Genomic DNA, 22,829 nt, shown 5'->3' with positions numbered 1-22,829 from the left:
GGCTTCGTTTTCTCAGACCGGCCGCCTGTCCCACGGCTCCACCTGGCCGACGACCGTGAACGGCCGGTCGTCCTGGATCGCCGCACGGACGCCAACGGTGATCTCCTCGTTGGTCAGCCAGCGGGAATCGTCTCCCTGCAGCCGAAACCCGAGCAGAATCCGCCGGTACAAACAGTTGGGCACGTCGGCGACGCGGGGCGGTTCCTTGTAGGCACGGCTGCCGCAGACGTGAAACAGCCGCCATGTCCTGCGTTGCGCCGACAGTTCCTGCTGAACCGCCGGGAGCGCGTGGGGAGCGGTCGAGTGAATCCAGGCTACCACCAGATCGATTCCGCCCCGCTCGCGAACCAATGACGCGACCACTTCCCGAAACCGGTCCGTCTGGTGATAATCGACCGGCAGCAGGGAGAACCCCTCCGGCCTGCCGGATCGCTCCACCAGGGCCTGCAGCTTCTTCCGGTCTCGCCCAATCACGGCCACATGGTATCCCGCTTCCTGCAGCCACAGCGAGACCCCGGCCAGCATGCCGCTTCCGCCGATTACCAACGCTTCACGTCCCATCGCCATCCCCCTCTCCGATTCCCGTACGCTTCGCGATTAACCCGCACCTTCCGCCGTGGAATTGTCACGACTCCACGATCAGCGTGACGGGGCCGTCGTTGACCAGCCGCACTTCCATCATCGCACCAAACCGGCCTGTCTCCACATGCAGCCCTTTTTCCCGCAGCTTGTCGTTGAACAGTTCGTACAGCGGTTCCGCCTGTTCGGGGCGGGCCGCCGCCATGAAGTTGGGCCGCCTGCCCTTGCGGCAATCTCCATAGAGGGTAAACTGGGAGACGGACAAAATCTGTCCCTTTTGCTCCAGTACAGAGTGGTTCATTTTTCCCTCGCTGTCTTCAAAAATGCGCAGGTGGGCGATTTTTTCGGCGACAAACTCCACGTCCTGTTCGGTATCCTCATGGGTAATGCCGACCAGGAGCACAAGCCCGTGCTCAATCTGTCCGACGATCTCTCCCCCTACTGTAACGCTTGCTTCCTTGGAGCGCTGTACCACTACGCGCATGCATGATTCTCCCTTCTCTCTCAAATGAAGAGCACCCAATCTCTCGCGATCAGGTGCTTAAAATCCGCCGCACGGAATAAATGTCTTTGATGCTTTTGATTCGCTCCACCACTTTTTGCAGGTGGGCCACATTGCTTATCGTAATCGTCATGTGGATGGTAGCGAGACGGTTTTTGTCCGCTTTGCCGCTGACTGCGGCGATGTTGGTCTTGGTCTCCGCCACGACCTGCAGCACATCATTGAGCAGGCCGCTGCGATCCTGACCGGTGATTTCGATGTCCACGTTGTAGTTGTGCTTGGCGTCGGCATCCCACTCCACGTCGATCAGCCGCTCCAGGCACTCTTCCGTCAATACGTTGGGACAGTCACGCCGGTGAACCGATACGCCCCGGCCGCGAGTGACGAAGCCGATGATCTGATCGCCCGGAATGGGCGTGCAACATCGCGATATCCGCACCAGCAGGTTGTCTACGCCGCGCACTTTTACGCCCGATTCGCTGCGTGCGATCTGCGGGGACGGACTCGGTTTGTACTCCGGTGCGGGCGGGTTCTGTTCCTCCCGCTCCCGCCGCACCTTGTCGATCAGCCGGGTGACGATCTGTGCGGCGGTGATGCCTCCGTAGCCGACCGCAGCGAACATGTCCTCGTGCCCCTGGAAGTTGAAGCGTGCCGCCGCCTCTTTCAGGTTGGCTTCGGTCATCACCTCTTTTACGTCGTAACCGCGTGCCTTGATCTCCGCCTCCACCATCTGCTGCCCTTTGGCGACGTTTTCTTCCCGCTTCTCCTTTTTAAACCACTGCTTGATCTTGTTGCGAGCGTGGGCTGACTTGGCAATTTTCAGCCAATCCTGGCTGGGGCCGTAGGAATGCTTGGAGGTGAGAATTTCGACGATGTCACCCGTTTTCAGCGCGTAGTCCAACGGGACGATCTTGCCGTTGACCTTGGCGCCGATAGTGCGGTTGCCGACCGCCGAGTGAATCCGGTAGGCAAAGTCCAGCGGCACGGACCCTTTGGGCAGTTCCACTACGTCTCCTTTTGGTGTAAAGACGAACACCGTGTCGGAGAACAAGTCCTGCTTCAGCGACTCCATGAATTCCTGAGCGTTGGGCGCCTCCTCGGACCCCCCCTGGATGATCTCGCGCAGATTGCCCAGCTTTTCGGCAAACGAGCCCTGCACGATGCTTTTGCCTTCCTTGTAAGCCCAGTGGGCGGCGATCCCGATCTCCGCCGTCCGGTGCATCTCCCAGGTGCGGATCTGCACTTCCAGCGGTTCCCCTTTTGGCCCAATCACAGTGGTGTGCAGGGATTGGTACATGTTGGCCTTGGGCATCGCGATATAGTCCTTGAAGCGGCCCGGCATCGGCTTCCACAGCGTGTGAACGATGCCCAGCACCGCGTAGCAGTCGCGGATGTCGTTGACGATGATACGCAGCGCAAGCAGGTCGTAAATCTCGTTAAACTGCTTGTTTTTCTTGGTCATCTTCTTGTAGATGCTGTAAATGTGCTTCGGCCGGCCGGAAATCTCCGCCTCGATGTTCAGCTCTTTCAGCTTCTCCTTGATCATCTCGGCGGCCTCGTTGATGTACGCCTCCCGCTCGGCCCGCTTTTTCTGCATCAGGTTGACGATGCGGTAATACTGCTGCGGATTCAGGTAGCGCAGGGCCGTATCCTCCAGCTCCCACTTGACCGAAGCAATCCCCAGCCGGTGAGCCAGCGGTGCAAAGATTTCCAGTGTTTCGTCGGAAATTTCCCGCTGTTTTTCCTCGGACATGTGGCGCAGTGTCCGCATGTTGTGCAGGCGGTCGGCCAGCTTGATCATGATGACCCGGATGTCCTGGGCCATTGCGACCAGCATCTTGCGGTGGTTTTCCGCCAACTGTTCCTCTTTGGACTTGTATTTGATTTTCTCCAACTTGGTCACGCCGTCGACCAACAGCGCTACTTCCGAACCGAACTCTTCACGAATGCGATCCAGCGTAACGTCGGTATCTTCCACGACGTCATGCAAAAAGCCGGCGGCGATCGTCACTGCGTCCATGTGCAGGTTGGCGAGAATCCCCGCGACGGCTATCGGATGCATGATGTAGGGGACACCCGATTTGCGCACCTGACCTTCATGCGCTTTCTCCGCCAGGCGGTAGGCGCGCGTAATCAGATCCATATCGGTTTGGGACAAATAGCTGCTTGCTTTATTCAGTACTTCTTCCACGCCGGTGCTCATAGTTCCCTTCCCTTATCCTCTCATACAGAAACTTCCCACGAAGCCGGTTCACCTGTTCCATCTCGTTGTAAGGGTGGAATTAATACAACATGTCTATTTCATACTATTATCTTGTATGTCGTTTGCCTTGTAAAGTGATTTCCCCGCAAAGTATGAAGGAACCGTGAAAAGGGTCACAATTGGACAGCACAGCTGTTGCGCCCTTGTCGCCAAGAAAAAAGCTCTCCGTCCGCTGCGAGGGACAGAGAGCCACGCTTGCTAGTATTGAACCAGTGACTTGACAGGGATGTCGCCCAGTTTTTGGCGTCCGTCCAGATAGGTCAGCTCGATGAAGAAGGCAGCGCCGACAACTTTGCCGCCCAACTGTTCAACCAGGTTGATCGTGGTAGTAATCGTTCCGCCGGTTGCCAGCAGGTCGTCTGCAATCAGCACGCGCTGCCCGGGCTGAATGGCATCGACGTGTACAGCCAGCGCGTCCTTGCCGTACTCCAGGCTGTAGTCCGCCTTGATCGACTTGTACGGCAGCTTGCCGGATTTGCGAATCGGCACAAAGCCCAGGCCCAGCGTATAGGCGAGCGGAGCGCCCACGACAAAACCGCGCGCTTCCGGTCCGGCAATCACGTCTGCCTGCAATTCGCGGGCAAATTGGGCCAATTCGTCAATCGCCGCCTTGTAGGCAGCCCCGTCTTTCAGCAGGGTGGTAATATCCTTGAAGCGGATGCCCGGCTGCGGGAAATCAGGAATCACGCGAATGTATGATCTAAAGTCCATGAAACAATTCCTCCTACCAGGTGACAGTCTCCACCTGTTGTTGAAAATGGTGAATCAAAGAGTCATATGAGGAAAGCAGGAGTTCTGTCGCCAGTTCCGCCTCTTCCTTCCACTCCGCATAGTAGCGGGAGTCATCCAGCGGCCGTTTCGCCGCATCCGGCTGCAGGCGGAAGCTCTCTTCGTCCGAGCGGATAAACTCCAGCTCCGCAAACACGGCCAGCATGCCGTCCAAGACATCCCGCTTCAGCTTCAACCGACGGGCCAGGGCGTCCAGATGTATCCGCTGGACGCAGGGGACCTGCAGCAAAAACTGGTACAGCGCCTTGAACTGCTCACGTCCCGGACAGGACAGCCGCTCCGCCCCCAGATCGGGATCGCCGAACAGACAGTAGATCCGCTCCGCCTGTTCGAGGCGGGCCAGCACTCTGGTCAGATCGTATCGCCGCTTCGGCAGATCGTAGAGCACGACTGTCGGCACGGCCGGCAGATGACCGTCCCACGCCTCATCTGCGACAACGAGGAGCCTTTCCGGCTGCCCCGCCGCGGCCAATCCAGCGGCCAGCTCATCGTAGCTTTCCCGCCGGAACAGAATGGTCAGCATCTCATGCCGGGCGGCCAACTGCCGCCACCGTTCCTGTTTGTCGCGGCACCCCCTCCAGTCAAAAACCTGTCTGTGCGGCACGGCGAGATCGCGAATCGTCAGCTGCGGCTTGCGATGGCCGTTCCACTCGTTGACAGACAGCTCCGCCAATACGTCAAACCGCGCTTTTGGCGTCACTTCGCTGACGACATGGGCCCAGTTGAAGCCAATGGCATCCACGCTGCCGCCATCCTTGCAGAGCGAGCATTTCAAATGGCTGTCGTCTCGGCCGATCGTGCGCATGCCGGACGTCTCCACATCCCGCACCAGCACCAGCGGCGTGGGGTTGCCCATCCCAAACGGCGCCAGCTGTTCCAACTGCTCCGCCGTGTCGAGACTGATTTCCGCGAGGTCCAAGGTGACATCCGCCTTGGTCAGCGGCACGAAGTCTTCGTCCGTCAACCACTCGGCGGCCAGCCGGTTAAGCTGTTGGCGCAGCGGTTCGAGATTCTCGATCGGCAGTGTCATGCCAGCCGCCATTGTGTGACCGCCGTAGTGGGGCAGCCACTCTTTGCACGCCGTCAGCGCTTCGTACATGTCGAAACCGGCAATGCTGCGGGCGGAACCTTTGGCCGTTCCTTTTTCCCGATCAATTCCAAGCACGATTGTCGGCCGGTAAAACATCTCCACCAGCCGGGAAGCGACGATGCCGACCACCCCGACGTTCCAGCCTTCCTTGGCGAGAACGAGCACGCGATTTTCCTCCAGGGGAAACTGCTCGCTCACCATCTGCACGGCCTCGTCGGTGATGGCCTGCACCAGTTCCTGCCGCTCACGGTTAAGGTTATCCAGAATTCGGGCACATTGCTCTGCTTCCTCAGGGTCCTGCGTCGTCAACAATTTCACGGCCGCTTCGGCCGTCTCCAGCCGCCCGCCTGCGTTGAGACGAGGTCCGAGGGCAAAGCCGACGTGGCCCGCGGTCAATTCGCTGTCCGTCAGGCCGCAAACGCGAATCAACGCCTGCAGTCCGATGTTGCGTGTATGATTGAGCCGCTGCAGCCCGATACGGGCGAGAACCCGATTTTCATCCACCAACGGGACGAGGTCGGCGATCGTGCCCAGCGCGGCGAGATCAGCCAGATGCAGCGGCGGCTCTCCCAGCAGTGCATGGGCCAGCTTGAACGCCACCCCAACGCCGGCCAGCATGTCAAACGGATACGGGCAGCCCGGCTTTTTCGGGTTGATCACGGCAAATGCCTCCGGTAACACTGCCGGAGGTTCGTGGTGATCCGTCACGATAACATCCAGACCCAGTTGGTTGGCAAATGCCACCTGCTCCACCGCGCTGTTGCCGGTGTCAACGGTGACAATCAACTTGAAACCGCTTTCCTTGAGGTGGGCCAGTGCGTCTTTATGTAAACCGTACCCTTCCGTAAAGCGGTTGGGAATGTAGCAGTCAAACACTGCGCCCAATTGGCGCATGACATGAACCATCAACGACGTGGAACTGACACCGTCTGCGTCGTAGTCGCCGTAAATGCAAATCGGTTCGTTCCGCTCAATTGCCTGGCGAATCCGGTGCACGCTCTCTTCCATCCCGTCAAGCAGAAACGGGGGGTGAAACAACTCCGGCCCTGGCTCGAGAAAGGCACGCGCCCGCTGCGGCGAATCGATACCACGGATGACCAGGAGCCTGGCGATCAGCGGAGACAATCCGCATTCCCGGGCAATTTCGTCCGCCAATATCTCGTCATACGCGGCCAGTTGCCAGCGTGTTTTCGCTTTGAGCATAGGCCTTTCCTCCAATCCTCATTCATTATAGAGGAAAGGACGGGAGACTGACAACTGGCGAACACTTACGCCTGATCGTCCGGTGGCGGCTGATCATTCACCGGTGTTTCCTCGGGGCGGGGATCGTACGGGTTGACGTGCACAAACACGTCGCGTACGGCAGAGAATTGATCCATCAGTTCCCGCTTGACCTGTTTGGCGATCCGGTGGCCCGCTTCCACGGTGATGTGGGGATCGACGCCGATCTTTACGTCGACAATCTGGTAGTGGCCGTGTTCACGCGCGCGAAACGAATCAATCCGCTTCACGCCGGGCACTGCCTCGATGACTCGGCGCAGCTCTACCGTCTCCTCTTCGTGAAGCACGTGATCGAGCGTGCTGTGAATCGATTCCATCAAAATGCGGTAGGCCATCTTCAACACCAGCGCAGAGACGAAAATGCCGGCGATCGGGTCCAGGTACAAAAGCCAGGAGATCTCAAAGCGGCCGCCGAGGATTGCACCGCCAATCCCGATCAACGCGGCGAACGAGGAATAGACGTCGGAACGGTGTTCCCAGGCGTTGGCGATCAGCGACGCGCTGTTCAGCTTTTTGCCCAGATTATACTTGTAGCGAAACATCCACTCCTTGACAATCATCGAGCCGACAGCCGCCCAGGCGGCCGCCATGCCCGGCGGTTCCAACGGAGCGAACAGTGATTTGACCGACGCTGAGCCGATTTCTACGCCGACCAGCGCCAACAGAACGGAGACGATGATCGCCGCCACGGATTCCGCCTTTCCATGTCCGTACGGGTGATCTTCGTCGGGCGGACGCTCCGCGGCCCTTAGTCCAATCAGGACAGCCACCGACCCGACCACATCGGAGGCGGAATGGACTGCATCGGCAATCAGCGCCTGCGATTTGGCCAGCCAGCCGATCAGCAGCTTGACTGCGGCCAGCGCCAGGTTGCCAACAATTCCCACCCAAGCGCCAAACTGCGCCTTGGCCAAACGGTTATCCACAGCCATCGCCCCTTTCGCGGGAAGTATGGTGGAGAGAAAAAAACCGCGGGGAAGCTCCCCCGCGGTTTCGTCACTCAGCCCTCATTCGGAGCCGGAGAAAAACGCTTCTTTTTCATTTCCCGTTCTTTCAGGGCCACCCATACCTGAGCGGAAATGAAGATGGACGAATACGTCCCGCTCACTAGACCAAAAATCAGGGCCAGCGAGAAGTTGCGGATGCTTTCACTGCCCAGAGCGGCAAGCGCCAGGGCGGTGAAGAACACCGTCGCCACCGTAAAGATGGAGCGGCGCATCGTCTGCCACAGGGAGACGTTGACCAGGTGCTCCAGGTCTTCCACGGTTTTGGACTTCATCGTTCTTAGGTTTTCCCGAATCCGGTCAAAAATTACGATCGTGTCGTTGATTGAATAACCAACAATTGTCAAAATCGCCGCAATGAACGTCAAATCAACTTCCAGCCGGAACACGGAGAACAGCGCGATCGGAACCAGCACGTCGTGGATCAGACCGATGATGCAGGCGATGCCAAACAGCAGTTGGAAACGGATCGCGATGTATACGATGATCCCGACGCCGGCAATCGACACGGCAATCGCCGCCTTTCGCACCAGTTCACGGGCGATGCTCGGATCAACCGTCGCTTCCTGCTTGGTTACCTGCGGCCCGTACTTTTCCTTCAGCGCCTTTTCCAACGATTTCAGCTTTTCGGCGTCCACTGTCTGGTCAAAACGGGTCTGTGCCTGATGATCGCCATAGGGCGTCACAGGGGTGAAGACGGTATCCGGCACGTGCTGCTTGATCAGCTGTTCCACGTCGGATGGATTAAACTCCTTCCCAATGTAGATGTCGAGTCGGGTCCCCGCTTTGAAGTCGACACCCAGGTTCAAGCCCATAAACAGTGTGACGAGCAGGCCCAGGACGAGAATGATACCGGAAAAGAGGAAAAATTTCCGCCGGTTTTTGACGATGTCAAACTTGACAATATCTTCGTGTCGTTTAGAGCTCACCGATCTCACTCTCCTTTACCCCGAACCAGAACGGCTTCTTGATCATGTTGGAACGAACGAGCAGCCACAGCAGGAAGCGGGAACCAAACACGTTGGTGATGACGCTGACGATCAGCGTCATGGCCAGCACGATCGCAAACCCTTGGATGGAGCTTGTCCCGAAGTAGAACAGCACCGCTGTCGCGATCAGCGTGGTCACGTGCGCGTCGATGATCGTGATCAACGAACGGCGTTCCCCCGCACGGAATGCAGACAGGATCGTCTTTCCGGAGCGAATTTCTTCCTGAATGCGTTCGTAGGTAATAATGTTGGCGTCTACCGCCATCCCGACGGAGAGGATGAAACCGGCGATCCCCGGCAGGGTGAGCGTCGCGTCCATCCAGTCAAGCACGACGAGACAGAAGTAGGTAAACGCGACAAGTGTGATGTTGGCGATCAGACCGGGCAATCGGTACACCACCAGCATGAACACGATGATCAGCGCGGCACCCACGTAGCCGGCGTAAATCGTTTTTTGCAGCGCCAGCGTACCGAGCGACGCCCCGACCGATGTCACCTGCTTCTCGATCAGTTTTGCCGGCAGGGCACCCGAGTTGAGAATGTCAGCCAGTTCCTGCGCCGACTCCTGGGTGAAGTTGCCGGAAATCTGGGCGTTTCCGCCGGTAATCACGTTTTGAATGACCGGATTGGTCAGCATGTTGTCGTCCAGGTAAATGGCCATCGGTTTGCCCAGATTGGCCCGGGTAATGTCTTCCAGCTTTTTCGGGTCGGAAATTTTCAACGTCACGACGGGACGTTTCAGATCGTCGTATCCGACGCCCGCACCGCCCGAGGCGAGGTCGCTTCCGCGCAGCAGAACGTTGCCGTTTTCGTCGCGGAACTCCAGCACCGCCGGTTTGCCGATCAACTCGCGCAGTTCGTCCTGATTGGCCTTTTCCGACGCAATCTTGACGCGGATGCGGTTGGGCAACTCGGTCTCAATCACGGGTTCCGTCACTCCCCCGATGTTGACCCGCTTTTCGACCATGCCCGCGGTCGCTTTCAACAATTCCATATCCACTTGTTGGTTTGGCTCCAGCGGCTCTACGACGTAGAGAATCTCAAAGCCGCCCTGCAGGTCCAAACCAAGCCGGATGTTGCCTGCCACCTGCTGGGTCGTCGTGGTGATGAGCGTGGCCAACATGCCCACAACGACCAAAAACAGGAGGAATCTTCCCCATTTGATCATGTAGTAATACCCCTCTTTCCTTCCAGGGTTCGGTCAGAAGACGCAAACCAATATGCCCATTATAGCGAAGTGGAAAAAAACGTGTCAATTTTTGCTGGAAAGTAACACCATGGCAACCATCCCCTTTTCTTCGCATCAGCCAACTGTTACGAATGGCAAGGGGAAAAGTTTCACTGGGATTGCTTGTACATTTGCAGCATCAACCAGTTCATGTACTTGGTCGGTTTCAGCGACAGGATGTCGTTGACCAGGCGATGCAGGGGCGGAATGTCCTTGTATGCAGCTGTGACGCACTCCCAGACGTCCTCCGCCGTGACGTTTTCGTAGCCGAGCAGGGCGAATTCCTCTGCCTTGCTTTCGCACAGGCCGGCCACCTGTACGTACCATTCCCGTTTGCGCTGCTCGTCCATCTGCTCTCCCCCTCAAAGTAGTCATGCCGCAAGCGGCACGTCCATATTCTTATAGTACGAACTGTTCACGAAATTTGGGCGGTAAAGGAGCCTGCCATGAGACAGTCTTTCTTTTACGGAACGGTCATCCTCATCATCGCGGGCGGCGTGACCAAGGTGCTCGGCTTTGCCAACCGCATCGTCCTGTCGCGATTGATCGGCGCGGAAGGGATGGGCTTGTACCAGATGGTGGTTCCCCTGCTGTACTTTCTCATCACAGTGACCACATTTGGACTGCCCGTCGCCATCGCCAAACAGGTAGCAGAAACGGAGGCGGCTCAGGACAGCCGGCAGAGCCGCCGGTTCCTGCTGCTGGCGCTGGGGGTCGCCGGGGGTATCAGCCTGATCCTGTGCGCGCTGTTGCTTGCGCTGTCCGGGCGCATCTCACAAATGCTGTTTGCCGATGCCCGGGCCGATATCGTCCTCTTGGCCGCGGTGCCGGTCATCCCGATCGCCAGCATTTCGCTGGTGCTGCGCGGCTATTTTCAAGGCAAACACAACATGACGCCGACAGCCGTCTCGCAGTTGGTGGAGCAAGTGGTCCGCATGGGGACAGTGGTCGTTATGACGCTCGCCTTCCTGCCGTTTGGTATTCAATACGCCACCGCAGGCGCCGTCGGCAGCATCGTGTTCGGCGAAGCGGCCGGCCTCATGTACATTCTATGGCAGTACCGGCGTTCCAGCCGCAACACGGCGGCCCGCATCTGGGAACAGCCGCTGCTGACTGTTTTTTCTCAGAGCCGCGAAAGCCTGCGCCAGTTGTTCAGCGTATCGCTGCCCGTCACCCTGAGCAGGATCGTCGGCTCGATCGCCTATGTGCTGGAGCCGATGATCGTGCCGTTTGCCCTGGTGATGTCCGGACTCTCGACGACGGTGGCGACCAGCCAGTACGGTCAATTCGCCGGGATGGCCGTCCCTTTGCTCTTGTTTCCTACGTTTTTAACCTATTCCTTGTCCGTTTCGCTCGTTCCTGCCGTGGCGGAAGCGTCCTATCAAAAAAATGCCCCACTCGTGCATCGGCGCATCTATCAGGCGATGCGGATTACACTCGTCATCGGAGCACCGTGTACCGTCCTGCTGTACATTTTTGCCGAACCGCTCTGCGGGCTGCTTTACAAAAACCCGGACGTGGGACTGCTGTTGAAGGAGATGGCGCCGTTTTCCGTCTTCCTCTTTTTTCAGGCGCCGCTGGCGGCTGCGCTGCAAGGGCTTGATTACGCACAGGTGGTGTTTCGCAACACGCTGATCGGCGCTGTTGTCAAGACGGTTGCGATGTTTGTCTTCACGATTCAGCCCCCGTTCGGCATTCACGGAGCGGTGATCGCGCTTAACATCAACATCACGTTGGTCACGCTCCTGCACCTCGCCAGCCTGGTCAAGGTGATCGGTTTTACCGTGAACGTGCTGGAGCTGTGCAAGATCGGCGCGGCGATGGTGGCGATGGGATACGCCGGTTCGTACATGGCTGCTCACTGGTTTGCCGACACCGCGACGGTCATCTTGCCGCTGCTCGTCTGCTCTGCCGCCAGCACGCTTTTGTACATGGTGCTGCTCGTGGCGATGCGGATTCTCGGCAAACAGGACGTCCAGCGCATTCCCTGGATCGGCGAGCAATTGGCCATCTTTTTCCCGCGGCGCTGATTGCCACGGCGCTGACGCCTTGGTACGTTAACGCTGCCGTTTGTCCTTGGTGTCCAGATAGATGATCCCGCGCTCGTCAATGCTGCAGAATGAGACATCGCGGATGTCCTTGATGCCGTACTTGCGGATTTCCCGTTTCAGCCACAGCTTGTTCTGGCCGATTTTTCGCAGCGCCTCCTCCCGCACCTGTCCGTCCAGGATCAGCGGGATCGGCAGGCCCGAAAACGTCACCTCACCCAGCGGCTTTGGGTCCGGTAGATTCAGGTCTTCCCGGGTCAGCGGCTGCTTCGACTGTTTGAGAAAGACGCTCATCTGCCCGGTCGGTTCCATGAGGGCAAATTCCACGTCCGCCAGGTTCTTGATGTTCTTCTGCCGCAGGTGAACCATCAGGTCGTCAAAAGAGAGCCGGTTGCGCCGCATCGCGTCTTCACGAATCTGGCCATTTTCTATGATCAAGTCGGCCGAACCGCCAACCACGTCGCGAAACTTCTTGTTTTTCATCGACAGATACGCCATGCCGATTTCCAGCAGTCCGATCAGCAGCATCGGGACGTAGAACAGGAACGCCTGTTTGTCGATCTCTTCAATCGCCAGTACTGCCATCTCTGCCAACATGATGGAGATGACGATGTCAAATACGGACAGTTTCCCCAATTCCCGCTTGCCCATGAGGCGCAGCAGAACCAAAAGGAAGAAGTAGGAAAACAGGGTGCGCATCAGCGCGATTGTCAGATCTTCCATTTCCGTCGGCCTCCCCACGCAGAGTTTGTGGTTAGTCTCCGCGAGAGGCCGTACGTGTATAAGCGCCAATTTTGACTAAACGCACCCCGGCTGTGCTACAGCCACTTTCGCTTGCGGAAAATGTGCAGCATGGCAAAGGTCATGCCGATCATGACGACGAGGGCGATGATCAACATGTACGGCTCCGCCCCCGGGCCCAGCCAACTGAATGTGTTCATTCCAAACAGGCCGGTGATGAACGTCAGCGGCAGAATGATCGTGGAGATGATCGTCAGCACGCGCATCGTCTCGGTAGTCTTGGCGCTGATGATCGTGTAGTACGTGTCCAGCGCGCCGTTGACCAGGTCGCGGAACGTCTCCGTGGAGTCGGCAATCCGCTCCAGGTGATCCGTCAGGTCGCTGTAGAACGGAACGTTTTCCTCGGATATGTCAAATGAATAGCGTCCATTGACATTGGCGAAAATCCGCTTTTGTGGCAATATCACGCGACGAATCAAAATAATCGTTCGCTTCAGCGCCAGAAACTCTTCCGTGATCTCCTCCATCCTGTGCTCGAAGATCTCGTCTTCCAGCTCGTCGATCCGCACGCTGATCCTGTCCATGATCGGGAAGTACTCGTCGGTGATGCCGTCCACGATCGCGTACAGCAGGTAGTCGGGGCCGCGGTTCAGATAGGAGATGTTCCGGTGGCACATGGCCGCGATTCGGCCGATCGTGTTCATTGGCGATTTGTGAATCGTCACGATGTAGTTGGGACCGAGAAAAACGTTCAGTTCCACCGTGGTGATTTCGTCGTCGCTCTCTTCGTTGTAGCGCAGCGCATGAAACACGAAAAAGTAGTAGTCGTCGTACTTGTCTACCTTGGCACGCGGGCTGACGTGCAGACAGTCTTCAATCGCCAGCGGGTGGAAATCAAAGATCTTGGCAATGTACTGAAGTTCATTGTTCCCCACATCGTACAGGTCAATCCAAAGCAAATCTTCCGGTGACTTCAGCCATTCGTCCTTTTTGCTCAGGTCGACATCGTGGTACATCTTCTGCTCCGAGTGGTTGTAAAAGTAAGTCTTGATCACGCATTCCTCACCCCCCGTCTGGTTCCTCATCCATCATACGAAAATTCCTTCCGATGTTCAACGCGAAGATGAATACGCCGCCCAAGCCCCTCATATAGATGGTACAAACTGACCAGTGAGGAGGGTTAACCGTGCGGAGTGCTACCACCTCGGTATTTACAGGTCTCTTATACACGCTCGGTCTGGTGCTGACGGGCGCTCTCCTGGCCGCCCTGCTGCTGTCCTTTACCAACATACGCGAAAGCACCCTGCCGTATTTCACCTACACCATCAACGCGCTGGGCCTCTTGTTGGGCGGCTATGTGACAGGACGGCGCTGCGGAGGAAAAGGCTGGTACTACGGCGGGCTGACCGGTCTGTCTTACTTCCTGCTCGTGCTGTTGATCGGGTTTTTGGGCTTTGATGCGACCATGCAGTGGAGCACCCTGTTGTACCTGCTGGGCGCGTTTGTGACAGCGGCTGTCGGCGGCATATTCGGCGTCAACTCCGTTTCCAAGCAGTACTAAGCAATTTACGGAAGGGTTTTACGTGACCGAAGCCGCGGGCATCACCCGGTCTTTCCCCCGCATGCGACAGGCAGCAAACGTAAAAAACATCCGGCACCATTGAGGTAGCCGGATGTTTTCGCGTGGATGAAAACTTATTTCGACTCTTCCTTCGATTCCGCAGCCGGTTCGCTGGCGGAGACCACGTTGTTAACGGCACCGCGGTCAAACGTAACGTGGACGTTGTGGGCAATTCGCAGCGTAACGGTATCATCCGTCAAATCCTGAATCGTGCCGTGGATACCGCCGATGGTTACGACTTTATCACCTTTTTTCAGCGAAGCCAGCATGGCATTGCGCTGTTTCTGCCGCTTCTGCTGCGGGCGGATCAGCAGAAAATAGAAGATCACAAACATGATGATGATGGGCAAAAAGCCTTGCAGTTGTTGCATGATTGTCCTCCTTTTTTCTTAGAAAGATCTATCTTCACTCAATCCGTATTGAGCGAAAAACTGATCGCGAAAATCGCGCAGCCGGTCTTCGGCAATCGCCTGACGCACCTGTTCCATCAGCTTTACCAGAAAATACAGGTTGTGATACGTGGTGAGCCGGACGCCAAAGATTTCGTCTGCCTTGATCAGATGACGGATGTAGGCGCGCGTGTAGTTTTTGCAGGTGTAGCAGTCGCAGTTCGGGTCCAGCGGGGTGAAGTCGCGGGCGTACTTGGCGTTGCGGATCACCAGCCTCCCCTGGCTTGTCATGCATGTCCCGTTGCGGGCAATGCGGGTGGGCAGCACACAGTCAAACATGTCGATGCCGCGAATCGCTCCCTCAATCAGCGCGTCCGGTGAACCTACGCCCATCAGGTAGCGCGGCTTGTTGGACGGCAGCAGCGGTACCGTATGCTCCAGCACCTCGTACATTAATGAAAACGGTTCACCGACACTTAATCCCCCAACCGCGTACCCGGGGAAATCGAGCGAGACAAGGTCGCGGGCGCTCTGCTCGCGCAAATCCTTGTACATGCCTCCCTGCACGATGCCAAACAGCGCCTGGTCATTCGGCCGGGTGTGGGCTTTCAGACAGCGCTCCGCCCAGCGCGTGGTCCGCTCCATCGACTGCTTCACGTAATCGTATTCAGCCGGGTACGGCGCGCACTCGTCAAACGCCATGAAGATGTCGGCGCCGAGCGCATTTTGTATCTGCGTCGCTTCTTCCGGTCCGATAAACAGCTTTTCTCCGTTCAGATGGGAGCGAAAGAAAACGCCTTCTTCCGTAATCTTGCGCAAATTGCTCAGGCTAAACACCTGAAATCCGCCGGAATCGGTCAAAATCGCCCGATCCCAGTTCATGAAACCGTGCAAACCGCCTGCCTCCCGGACAATTTCATGACCGGGCCGAAGAAACAGGTGATAGGTGTTGCTCAGGATGATGCCGGCACCGATCTCCTTCAGTTCCTCCGGACTCATCGCCTTGACGGTCGCTTGCGTTCCCACCGGCATGAACACAGGGGTGTCAATCGTCCCGTGCGGCGTATGCAGCTTGCCGAGCCGTGCCCCTGTCTGCTTGCAGGTTTTGATCAATTCGTAGCGTACAGCCAATCTGTGTGCACTCCTCAAACTCTGGATGTAATTCTCACCTATTATATAGAAACTGGCAGCTTTTCACAAGGAAAAACCGGGGGACAAGCCCCGGCATTACAAAATCAGCATGGCATCTCCGAAACTGAAAAAGCGGTATTCCTCGGCAATCGCAGTCCGATATGCCCGCAGCACGTTTTCCCTGCCGGCCAGCGCGCTGACCAGCATGACCAGCGTTGACTTGGGCAGGTGGAAGTTGGTCAACAGGCCGTCGATAATCCGGAACTCGTAACCCGGATAGATGAAGATGTCCGTCCAGCCCGATCCGGCCGCCAGCCTGCCGTCATGCATGCCGCCCACCGTCTCCAGCGTCCGGCAGGCGGTGGTGCCGACCGCAATCACACGCCTGCCTTCCGCCTTGGCCCGGTTGACCGTCTCGGCGGTCTCCGGCGGAATCTCGTAATACTCGGCGTGCATCACATGCTCTTCCACGACATCAGCGGTGACCGGGCGGAACGTGCCCAATCCGACGTGCAGCGTGACATACGCAATCTCGACGCCCTTTTCCGCGATCTGGCGCAGGTACTCCTCGGTAAAATGAAGGCCTGCCGTCGGTGCGGCCGCCGACCCCCGTTCACGGGCATACACGGTCTGGTAGCGCTCCTGGTCTTCCAGCTGCTCGTGGATGTACGGCGGCAGCGGCATGGTGCCGAGTTGGTCCAGTATCTCGTAAAAAATCCCGTCGTAGTGAAAACGGACAATGCGCCCGCCGGTCTCCGTCACTTCTTCGCAGACACAGCGCAGCAGTCCATCGCCAAAGACCACTTCCGTCCCCGGCTTTACCCGCTTGCCCGGCTTGACCAGTGTCTCCCAGCGGTCGCCGCCAAGCGACTTGAGCAGGAGCACTTCTATTTTCGCTCCCGTTCCGCTCTTTTCGCCGATCAGGCGCGCGGGCAGCACGCGGCTGTCATTTAGCACCAGCACGTCGCCCGGCCGCAGGTACTCCACCAAATCCGTAAAGCGGCGGTGTGTCAGCTCCCCTGTCCGCTTGTCGAGGACAAGCAGTCGCGACGCCGTGCGATCCTTCAGGGGATGCTGTGCAATCAGCCGCTCTGGCAGTTCAAAATCAAAAAGTTGTACGTCCACAATTCCGACTCCTCATCTGCAGTCCAACGAGCCGTGACGGGATCACCGCTCAATTGTCACATCCTGGTAGTAGTGTTGCAAGATTTGTTTATAGTCATACCCGTTTTCCGCCATCGCTTTCGCCCCGTATTGAGATACGCCGAGGCCGTGGCCAAAGCCGTAGCCGCGGAACAGGAACATCGGCTGCTTGCTGAGCGTGCGCCAATCGCCATCACCGCTGTAAATCAGGAACTGGTCGCTGTAGCCGTTGGCCGAGGGCGACTCCCAACCGTCAGCCCCGAGCACCGCCACGCTGCCGCCACGCGTGTACTCGCGCCGTTTGCCGTCCGCGCCCAACACCGTAAACGTCCCCATTTCCTCCACGTCAAACTTGGTGCTGCGCAAACTGCCGCCGCCCTGTGTGAATATGGAGCGGTGCGCGTCCGGCGACGACACCTTGAGCGTCACGCCGTTCGCCTCCATTTCCAGCACACGACCCGACGGCCCCCGTTCGGTGACGACAAGCGACTCCACTGTTTCGCCGACCCGCTGCGCTTTGTTGCGGTCCTGACTGGCGTTGACCATCGCCGCCACTTCTTGCCCTGTAAACGGTCCGCGCGTCCAAGCGTAGGCATTTTCTTCCGCTTCCTCCCGGATGATCGTCACCTGCGTCCCTGCGGGCAGCGTGGTGAGCACGCGGTGGTAAGTGGTGCTGGGACCGGACCGCAGGTTGGTCCCCTCCGTCGCGATCACGGCCTGCTTCAATCCCACAGGATTGACGCCCCCGTTCAGCCGGATGAGGTCGCTGCGCACATATCCCAGGGTGCCGTCCGTCAGCGCCACGTAGTACCAGCGGTTGGCCGTTTCCAGCGGTCCGCGGTCTTCACTGGGCACGGGACGAAGGTAGGGAACAGGATTGCCCCACGCTTCCGTGCCGTCGGCGGTCATGCCGCCTGCGTTGGAATAGTACAGGGATTCAACCAGTTTTCCTCTGTACCTGATTACTTCGCCTGCCGTCTCGTCGACGGCCTGGCGGATGTCGGCAGACTCGCGCCCGTACCCGTAGTACGCCTGCTCGTACACAGTGTCAGATACGTTGGCCACGCCGTATTTGTTCCCTTGGCTGATCGCCCTCGTACGGGCCAGGACAGCCTGCGTCTTGAGCGCTTCCAGCGGCCAGCCCGCAGCCATTTCTGATCCGACCACGCCGTACAAGTACTGCTCCAGCGGCAGTTCATTCACGACCGTCAGATGCCCGTTGTACTCGGACAGCTCGATTTTTCCCCGATACTTGCGCTGGTCCCGCTCCTCCACGCCGATCAGCGGCAGGGCACCTCCCTTTTTCGGCTCCACGATCAGCCTGGCTTGCGGCGAGAACGCGTATTTCCATATGGTCTCGGAACCGTACACGTCCTTTTTCAGCACCGCATACGCACGGCTCGCCGCTGCCCGGTAGGAATAGCCGGGTCTGGCCGCCGCCGCTTTTTGCGCCAGGCTCTGGACAGAGTCTTGGCTCACTTCGTCTCCGATCCACACGGCGTATTCCAGCTTGCCATTGTCCGCCACCAGCACCGGGTACGCCGGAAGACCTGCGCCAGCCAGCGCCTGCTGTGCATCCAACGCCTGCTGCCAACTGCCGAAGCGGCCCGCTTCCAGTCTCATCGGTCCTTTGACCGCCGGCTGCTGCCCGGTTGCCTGAGCGACTGTTTGGGCCTGGGCTGCCGCCGCCTGATACGTGTCATACGTGCCGCTGACCACCTGGTACATCGTCTGTCCGCCCCGCTGGACCGCCTGAATGGAAGCGTCCCACTTGCGCTGGCTGAGCTGCTGCGCCACTTGCTGAGCCCGGTTGAGGTCACTCGTTTCCGTCACCAGCAGGTGATATTCGTCGGTGCGAAAACGCGCCGCATTTCCCCCCAAGGCAGGCAGTTTTACCGCTCCCTCGCTGCCACTGAGCGTTACTTCCAATCCAGTGCCGCTGGTCAGCGTCACTGCCGGCACCACACCGCGGTATCCTTGTCCAGTATCAATAAACAGCGCGACCCTGATGTTGGAGTCGGCTGCTTCCACGGGAACCTGTCCCGTCAGAAGCGTCGCCGACAGCAGGCCGGCCGTAAGGATTTTCCCCATCCAACGCTTGCACATGCCGCTCGTCCTTCCTCTCCGATGTTTTGTTGCGCGTCGAAAAATGGCATCAACTCCCATGTTTTTCGACAAAATCGCGATTTTTCCTGCCCCGTTTGCGAATTTGGAACCGGGGAGATTTCTGCTGGAGACAAAAAGAAGCCGACGTCGGCAAGAAGGACGTATGTAAACAGCTACTTTTTGTAAAATGAATGTGAACCTAAAAGAAACCCCTGCACAATCCCGCTGCACTCATGGATTTCCATATGAGCGCCTAACAGCTGGTAATACGAGATGCTTTTCGTTAGACTTTCCAACCCCTCGTCGATCTGTTTACCAACCAACTCGTGCATGCCTTTTAGCTTATAATACAGCGCCACATGCTCCAGTTTTTTGGGGGTATTTAGGACCTTCGGCATGAATTGGCTTTCCTGTTTCACCAGTTCGTTTACCCCGTCATTGTCTCCGGTCTGCAAATACACTTCCATAAGATCTACCGCAATAGCAATACGACCTTCGTGAGCAGAGTCAGCGAGACACGCTTTCAGTTCTGCAATTGCCTTGTCGAATTCCGAATTTTTGACGTAAAGCTGGGCGCGCAGATATCTGGCGCGGTTGGCTTGCGAATAGGGATGTTTTTCGTACCTCTTCAGGTAAAGCTCGGCGAGAATGCAATCGCCCACATTTATGTACGCGTTTGTAATGGCTAAAAGCGCTGATGATTGCAATTCGTTTACCGAACTGTCTTTTTCAACCGCTTCCTTGCACAGGCTGATGCACTCGTCAAAGTATTTTAGCGCGTAAGCCTGCAAGCCCAATCGATAGTAAGCTTCAATGCGATCCGCGGGCTGCAAGTATTCCATATACACCAAAAGCTCCTTCCCTCTGCGATACGACTCCTCCATCCTGTAAAAGTCGTAACGTTCAATCAGGTAGCGTTCAAAAAGAGCCTTTGCCAAGTAAAACGGGATGCCGCGCTTTTTTGTATGGGCGATCATCACGTCGTAAAGCGTCAGTTTAATTTCCTCTGCGTCTGAAGCATTCGCCGCCTGAAGCAAGTGATCGAGCGCGAGGAATTCGTTCATTTTTGGGGCTTCCAGTAGCTTGTTAGCCGCTTTGCGGACGAGGTATCTGTCCGAGCAGGCGATGGCTTCCTTCAACAACCGCTTGATGATGTCAGCTCGTTCTGAGATGTCCAGGTAAAAAGAGATTAGACTCTCATGCGGAATATGCAATACTGAAGAAATTTTCTGACACTTGGAAAATTCCGGACGCTTAATCGCTCCCGACTCAATGCGAGACAGCACGCTTTTGTTAATGCCGGTTTTCTCAGCTAATTCGCTTAATGTCATCTTCTTTTTAGATCGATGTTCCTTTACCATCTCTGCAAACGACATTGGTACGCCCCCCAAACAGTATATAACCATTATCTGTAAATACTGTTGCCAGAGTACCATGAAAAATAATTTTTGTAAATATTTTGTTAATTTTGTTGAATTTTTACTGCTATATCAAACAAAGAGCCTGCTCTTCAATTGAAGGGCAGGCTCCGTCTTTCATGGCTATTTGAACAGGCGGAACAAGTATCCGGCCAACGACAGCAGAATACTGATCACGATGCAGGTGACGATCGGAAAGTAAAACTTGACGTTTTCCTTTTCCACCTCGATGTCTCCGGGCAGGCGTCCGAGCGGCAGAAAGCGGCCGCCCACCTGCCACAACAGACCGATTGCGATCAGCACGGCTCCTCCAATAATCAGCAGTTTGGCTACCGGATTCACGCTTTCATCTCCCGACCAAAGTGTTGATAAGCCAACGGCGTCACCACACGGCCGCGGGGGGTCCGCTGCATGAAGCCGATTTGCAGCAGGTACGGCTCACAGACGTCCTCAATCGTCTGCCCTTCCTCTCCGATGGTAGCGGCGATTGTGTCCAAGCCGACCGGCCCCCCGTCAAACCGGTCGATGATCGCCAGCAACAGTTTGTGGTCAATGTGGTCCAGCCCGCAGGCATCCACCTGCAAGCGCTCCAGCGCTTCCCGGGCTATCTCCGCGGTAATCACGCCCTCACCCTGCACCTGGGCGAAATCGCGGACCCGTTTTAACAGCCGGTTGGCTACGCGGGGTGTTCCGCGCGAGCGTTTGGCAATCTCTTCGGCGCCGCCCTCGGTGATGCCGATCTGCAATATGTCGGCGGCCCGCGTAACAATAAACGTCAGTTCGGGAACGGTGTAGAACTCCAGCCGGTTGACCACGCCGAAGCGGTCCCGCAGCGGAGACGACAGCATCCCCGCCCGGGTGGTGGCCCCGACCAGCGTGAACGGCGGCAGATCCAACCGGACACTGCGTGCGCTCGGCCCTTTGCCGATGACGATGTCCAGGGCAAAGTCCTCCATCGCCGGGTACAGCACTTCTTCCACGCTGCGGTTGAGCCGATGGATCTCGTCGATGAAGAGCACATCGCCCTCCTGCAGATTGGTGAGCAGCGCGGCCAGATCGCCGGGCCGTTCGATCGCCGGACCGGAGGTGGTGCGGATGTTTACCCCCAGCTCGTTGGCGATGATTTGCGACAAGGTGGTTTTGCCGAGGCCGGGGGGACCGTACAGCAGGACGTGGTCCAGCGCTTCCTTGCGCATTTTGGCCGCCTCGATGAACACCTTCAGATTATCCTTTACCTGCTGCTGTCCGATGTATTCATTCAGATAGCGGGGACGCAGGCTCAGTTCCGCCGCATCCTCCTCCACATGCATCTGCGTCGTAATGATGCGATGATCCAACTCCTCACCCCCTCATTAACAGCGCAAGCCCCTGCTTGATCAACTGCTCAACCGGCGCGCCACCCTTGGCCGCTTCGGACAGGGCGCCGCGAATCGACTGCAGCTCGGCGTCGGAATAGCCCAACGCCGTCAACGCCTCCTGCGCCTCCTGTAGCGCGGACGCCGCCTTTTCGCCTGCCGCCAGTTCCGTCGCGGCAACAGCCATGACCGCCGACGGCGTGTAGCCGGTCAGCTTGTCTTTCAAGTCAAGGATCATCCGCTGCGCGGTCTTTTTCCCGATTCCGGGGAACTTCGTCAGATAGGAGACATTCTCCTGTTGAACAGCCATCACGATCTGTTCCGGCGTCGCGGCGGCCAGGATGGACAGCGCTCCTTTGGGGCCGATGCCGTTGACGTCCAGCAGCTTGCGGTACAAGTCGCGCTCCTCCCGCGTGGCAAACCCGTAGAGCAGGATCGCGTCTTCCCTGACGTGGTGATGGGTGTACAGCCTGGTTTTCGTCCCTTCGTACCGGACGAACTGGTACGGATTGGGACAAAAGAGGCGATAGCCGATGCCGCCGGCTTCGATGACGATGTACTCGGCATCCAGGTAAGCCAGCGTGCCTTCCACAAAATCAATCATCGTTGTGCTCCTTCCGAAAGGGAAATAAAGGCGCGGAACTGCGCGTGGGTGATGGCGATGCCCAGTGCGTCGGCGACGTCATCCGGCTTGGGCGTCTCCTTCAACCGGAGCAGCATTCGCGTCATCTCCTGAATCTGCCTTTTTTCTGCTCCGCCATAGCCGGTAACCGCCTGCTTCACCTGCATGGGCGTGTATTCGTAGACGGGAATGCCGGCCATCTCGGCGGCCAGCAGGATGACTCCCCTCGCTTGCCCGACCGTAAAAGCGGTCGTGACGTTTTTGTTGAAAAACAGCTTCTCAACGGCCATCTCATCCGGCCGGTATGTATCAAGCAGGCTCTGCATCGCTTCAAAGATCTGTTTCAGCCTTAGCGGCACCGGCAGGCCCGCCTCCGTCTGAATGCTGCCGTACTGTACAGGGCGCAGTTTACTGCCCTGTTTTTCCAAGATGCCAAACCCGACGATGGCAATGCCGGGGTCGATACCGATGATGCGCATGGGCCCACTCTCCGCGTTCAAGTTTCTGTTCCTACTGTACCACAAAGCGGA

General features: G+C 57.5%; 22 protein-coding genes. 2 read left to right on the top strand and 20 right to left on the bottom strand.

Annotated features, from left to right (window positions below; translation table 11 throughout):
* Positions 1–12: 12 nt before the first annotated feature.
* The 9 genes from IRT44_RS11890 to IRT44_RS11850 all read right to left on the bottom strand — a co-directional run bounded on the left by IRT44_RS11890 (position 13) and on the right by IRT44_RS11850 (position 10,075).
* Positions 13–561: a short-chain dehydrogenase gene (locus IRT44_RS11890; RefSeq protein WP_230076725.1), complete on the bottom strand. Its 549-nt coding sequence runs from the start codon at positions 559–561 to the stop codon at positions 13–15.
* Between the two features lie 64 nt (positions 562–625).
* Positions 626–1,063: a D-aminoacyl-tRNA deacylase gene (gene dtd, locus IRT44_RS11885; protein WP_171565434.1), complete on the bottom strand. Its 438-nt coding sequence runs from the start codon at positions 1,061–1,063 to the stop codon at positions 626–628.
* 49 nt (positions 1,064–1,112) lie between these two features.
* A complete protein-coding gene (locus IRT44_RS11880) occupies positions 1,113–3,284 on the bottom strand; it encodes a RelA/SpoT family protein (protein ID WP_171565435.1) in 2,172 nt (723 codons plus the stop codon).
* Positions 3,285–3,542: 258 nt separating this feature from the next.
* Entirely contained in the window at positions 3,543–4,055 is a 513-nt protein-coding gene (locus tag IRT44_RS11875; protein WP_171565436.1) for an adenine phosphoribosyltransferase, read from the bottom strand.
* A gap of 13 nt (positions 4,056–4,068) precedes the next feature.
* A complete protein-coding gene (recJ, locus tag IRT44_RS11870; RefSeq protein WP_230076724.1) occupies positions 4,069–6,426 on the bottom strand; it encodes a single-stranded-DNA-specific exonuclease RecJ in 2,358 nt (785 codons plus the stop codon).
* A gap of 65 nt (positions 6,427–6,491) precedes the next feature.
* Complete coding sequence (locus tag IRT44_RS11865) at positions 6,492–7,436, bottom strand: cation diffusion facilitator family transporter (RefSeq protein ID WP_212132929.1); 945 nt, start codon at positions 7,434–7,436, stop codon at positions 6,492–6,494.
* 68 nt (positions 7,437–7,504) lie between these two features.
* The gene (gene secF, locus IRT44_RS11860) at positions 7,505–8,437 is read right to left on the bottom strand and encodes a protein translocase subunit SecF (protein WP_230076723.1); all 933 of its coding nucleotides are present in this window, start codon (positions 8,435–8,437) and stop codon (positions 7,505–7,507) included.
* Positions 8,427–9,665: a protein translocase subunit SecD gene (gene secD, locus IRT44_RS11855; protein WP_212132928.1), complete on the bottom strand. Its 1,239-nt coding sequence runs from the start codon at positions 9,663–9,665 to the stop codon at positions 8,427–8,429. Before secD ends, secF begins: the two co-directional genes overlap by 11 nt.
* A gap of 170 nt (positions 9,666–9,835) precedes the next feature.
* The gene (locus IRT44_RS11850) at positions 9,836–10,075 is read right to left on the bottom strand and encodes a post-transcriptional regulator (protein ID WP_230076722.1); all 240 of its coding nucleotides are present in this window, start codon (positions 10,073–10,075) and stop codon (positions 9,836–9,838) included.
* Positions 10,076–10,171: 96 nt separating this feature from the next.
* Between IRT44_RS11850 and spoVB the strand changes: the two genes are divergently transcribed.
* A complete protein-coding gene (gene spoVB / locus IRT44_RS11845; RefSeq protein ID WP_212132927.1) occupies positions 10,172–11,755 on the top strand; it encodes a stage V sporulation protein B in 1,584 nt (527 codons plus the stop codon).
* Positions 11,756–11,782: 27 nt separating this feature from the next.
* On the opposite strand, the gene IRT44_RS11840 is transcribed toward spoVB, so the two are convergent.
* Positions 11,783–12,496 (bottom strand): DUF421 domain-containing protein, encoded by a 714-nt coding sequence (locus IRT44_RS11840; RefSeq protein WP_230076721.1) that lies wholly within the window; start codon positions 12,494–12,496, stop codon positions 11,783–11,785.
* A 95-nt stretch (positions 12,497–12,591) separates the two neighbouring features.
* Entirely contained in the window at positions 12,592–13,569 is a 978-nt protein-coding gene (gene corA / locus IRT44_RS11835; RefSeq protein WP_171565444.1) for a magnesium/cobalt transporter CorA, read from the bottom strand.
* A gap of 131 nt (positions 13,570–13,700) precedes the next feature.
* Between corA and IRT44_RS11830 the strand changes: the two genes are divergently transcribed.
* Entirely contained in the window at positions 13,701–14,075 is a 375-nt protein-coding gene (locus IRT44_RS11830) for a TIGR04086 family membrane protein (RefSeq protein WP_230076720.1), read from the top strand.
* A 134-nt stretch (positions 14,076–14,209) separates the two neighbouring features.
* Here the strand turns inward: IRT44_RS11830 and yajC are convergent, their stop codons facing one another.
* The 9 genes from yajC to ruvC form a co-directional block, all read right to left on the bottom strand.
* Positions 14,210–14,506: a preprotein translocase subunit YajC gene (gene yajC / locus IRT44_RS11825; RefSeq protein ID WP_171565446.1), complete on the bottom strand. Its 297-nt coding sequence runs from the start codon at positions 14,504–14,506 to the stop codon at positions 14,210–14,212.
* A gap of 18 nt (positions 14,507–14,524) precedes the next feature.
* A complete protein-coding gene (gene tgt / locus IRT44_RS11820; RefSeq protein WP_171565447.1) occupies positions 14,525–15,655 on the bottom strand; it encodes a tRNA guanosine(34) transglycosylase Tgt in 1,131 nt (376 codons plus the stop codon).
* 96 nt (positions 15,656–15,751) lie between these two features.
* Positions 15,752–16,780, bottom strand: coding sequence for a tRNA preQ1(34) S-adenosylmethionine ribosyltransferase-isomerase QueA (gene queA, locus IRT44_RS11815; RefSeq protein WP_171565448.1), 1,029 nt, complete (start codon positions 16,778–16,780; stop codon positions 15,752–15,754).
* A 42-nt stretch (positions 16,781–16,822) separates the two neighbouring features.
* On the bottom strand, positions 16,823–18,904 hold the full coding sequence (locus IRT44_RS11810; RefSeq protein WP_230076719.1) for a SpoIID/LytB domain-containing protein: 2,082 nt from the start codon (positions 18,902–18,904) through the stop codon (positions 16,823–16,825).
* Positions 18,905–19,077: 173 nt separating this feature from the next.
* Positions 19,078–20,280 carry a helix-turn-helix domain-containing protein gene (locus IRT44_RS11805; protein WP_230076718.1) on the bottom strand — a complete coding sequence of 401 codons (1,203 nt, stop codon included), beginning with the start codon at positions 20,278–20,280 and terminating at the stop codon, positions 19,078–19,080.
* A 165-nt stretch (positions 20,281–20,445) separates the two neighbouring features.
* The gene (locus IRT44_RS11800) at positions 20,446–20,664 is read right to left on the bottom strand and encodes a DUF2905 domain-containing protein (RefSeq protein WP_230076717.1); all 219 of its coding nucleotides are present in this window, start codon (positions 20,662–20,664) and stop codon (positions 20,446–20,448) included.
* Positions 20,661–21,659, bottom strand: coding sequence for a Holliday junction branch migration DNA helicase RuvB (gene ruvB, locus IRT44_RS11795; protein ID WP_171565452.1), 999 nt, complete (start codon positions 21,657–21,659; stop codon positions 20,661–20,663). Before ruvB ends, IRT44_RS11800 begins: the two co-directional genes overlap by 4 nt.
* Before the next feature lie 4 nt (positions 21,660–21,663).
* Positions 21,664–22,281, bottom strand: a complete 618-nt coding sequence (gene ruvA, locus IRT44_RS11790) for a Holliday junction branch migration protein RuvA (protein WP_171565453.1) — start codon at positions 22,279–22,281, stop codon at positions 21,664–21,666.
* Positions 22,278–22,778 (bottom strand): crossover junction endodeoxyribonuclease RuvC, encoded by a 501-nt coding sequence (gene ruvC / locus IRT44_RS11785; protein ID WP_171565454.1) that lies wholly within the window; start codon positions 22,776–22,778, stop codon positions 22,278–22,280. Before ruvC ends, ruvA begins: the two co-directional genes overlap by 4 nt.
* Positions 22,779–22,829: the final 51 nt, after the last annotated feature.

This window comes from Brevibacillus sedimenti (genome assembly GCF_020923495.1).
Taxonomy (GTDB): Bacteria; Bacillota; Bacilli; order Brevibacillales; family Brevibacillaceae; genus Brevibacillus; species Brevibacillus aydinogluensis.
Note: the sequence above shows the minus strand (reverse complement) of the source record. Positions and strands in the feature narration are given on the sequence as shown.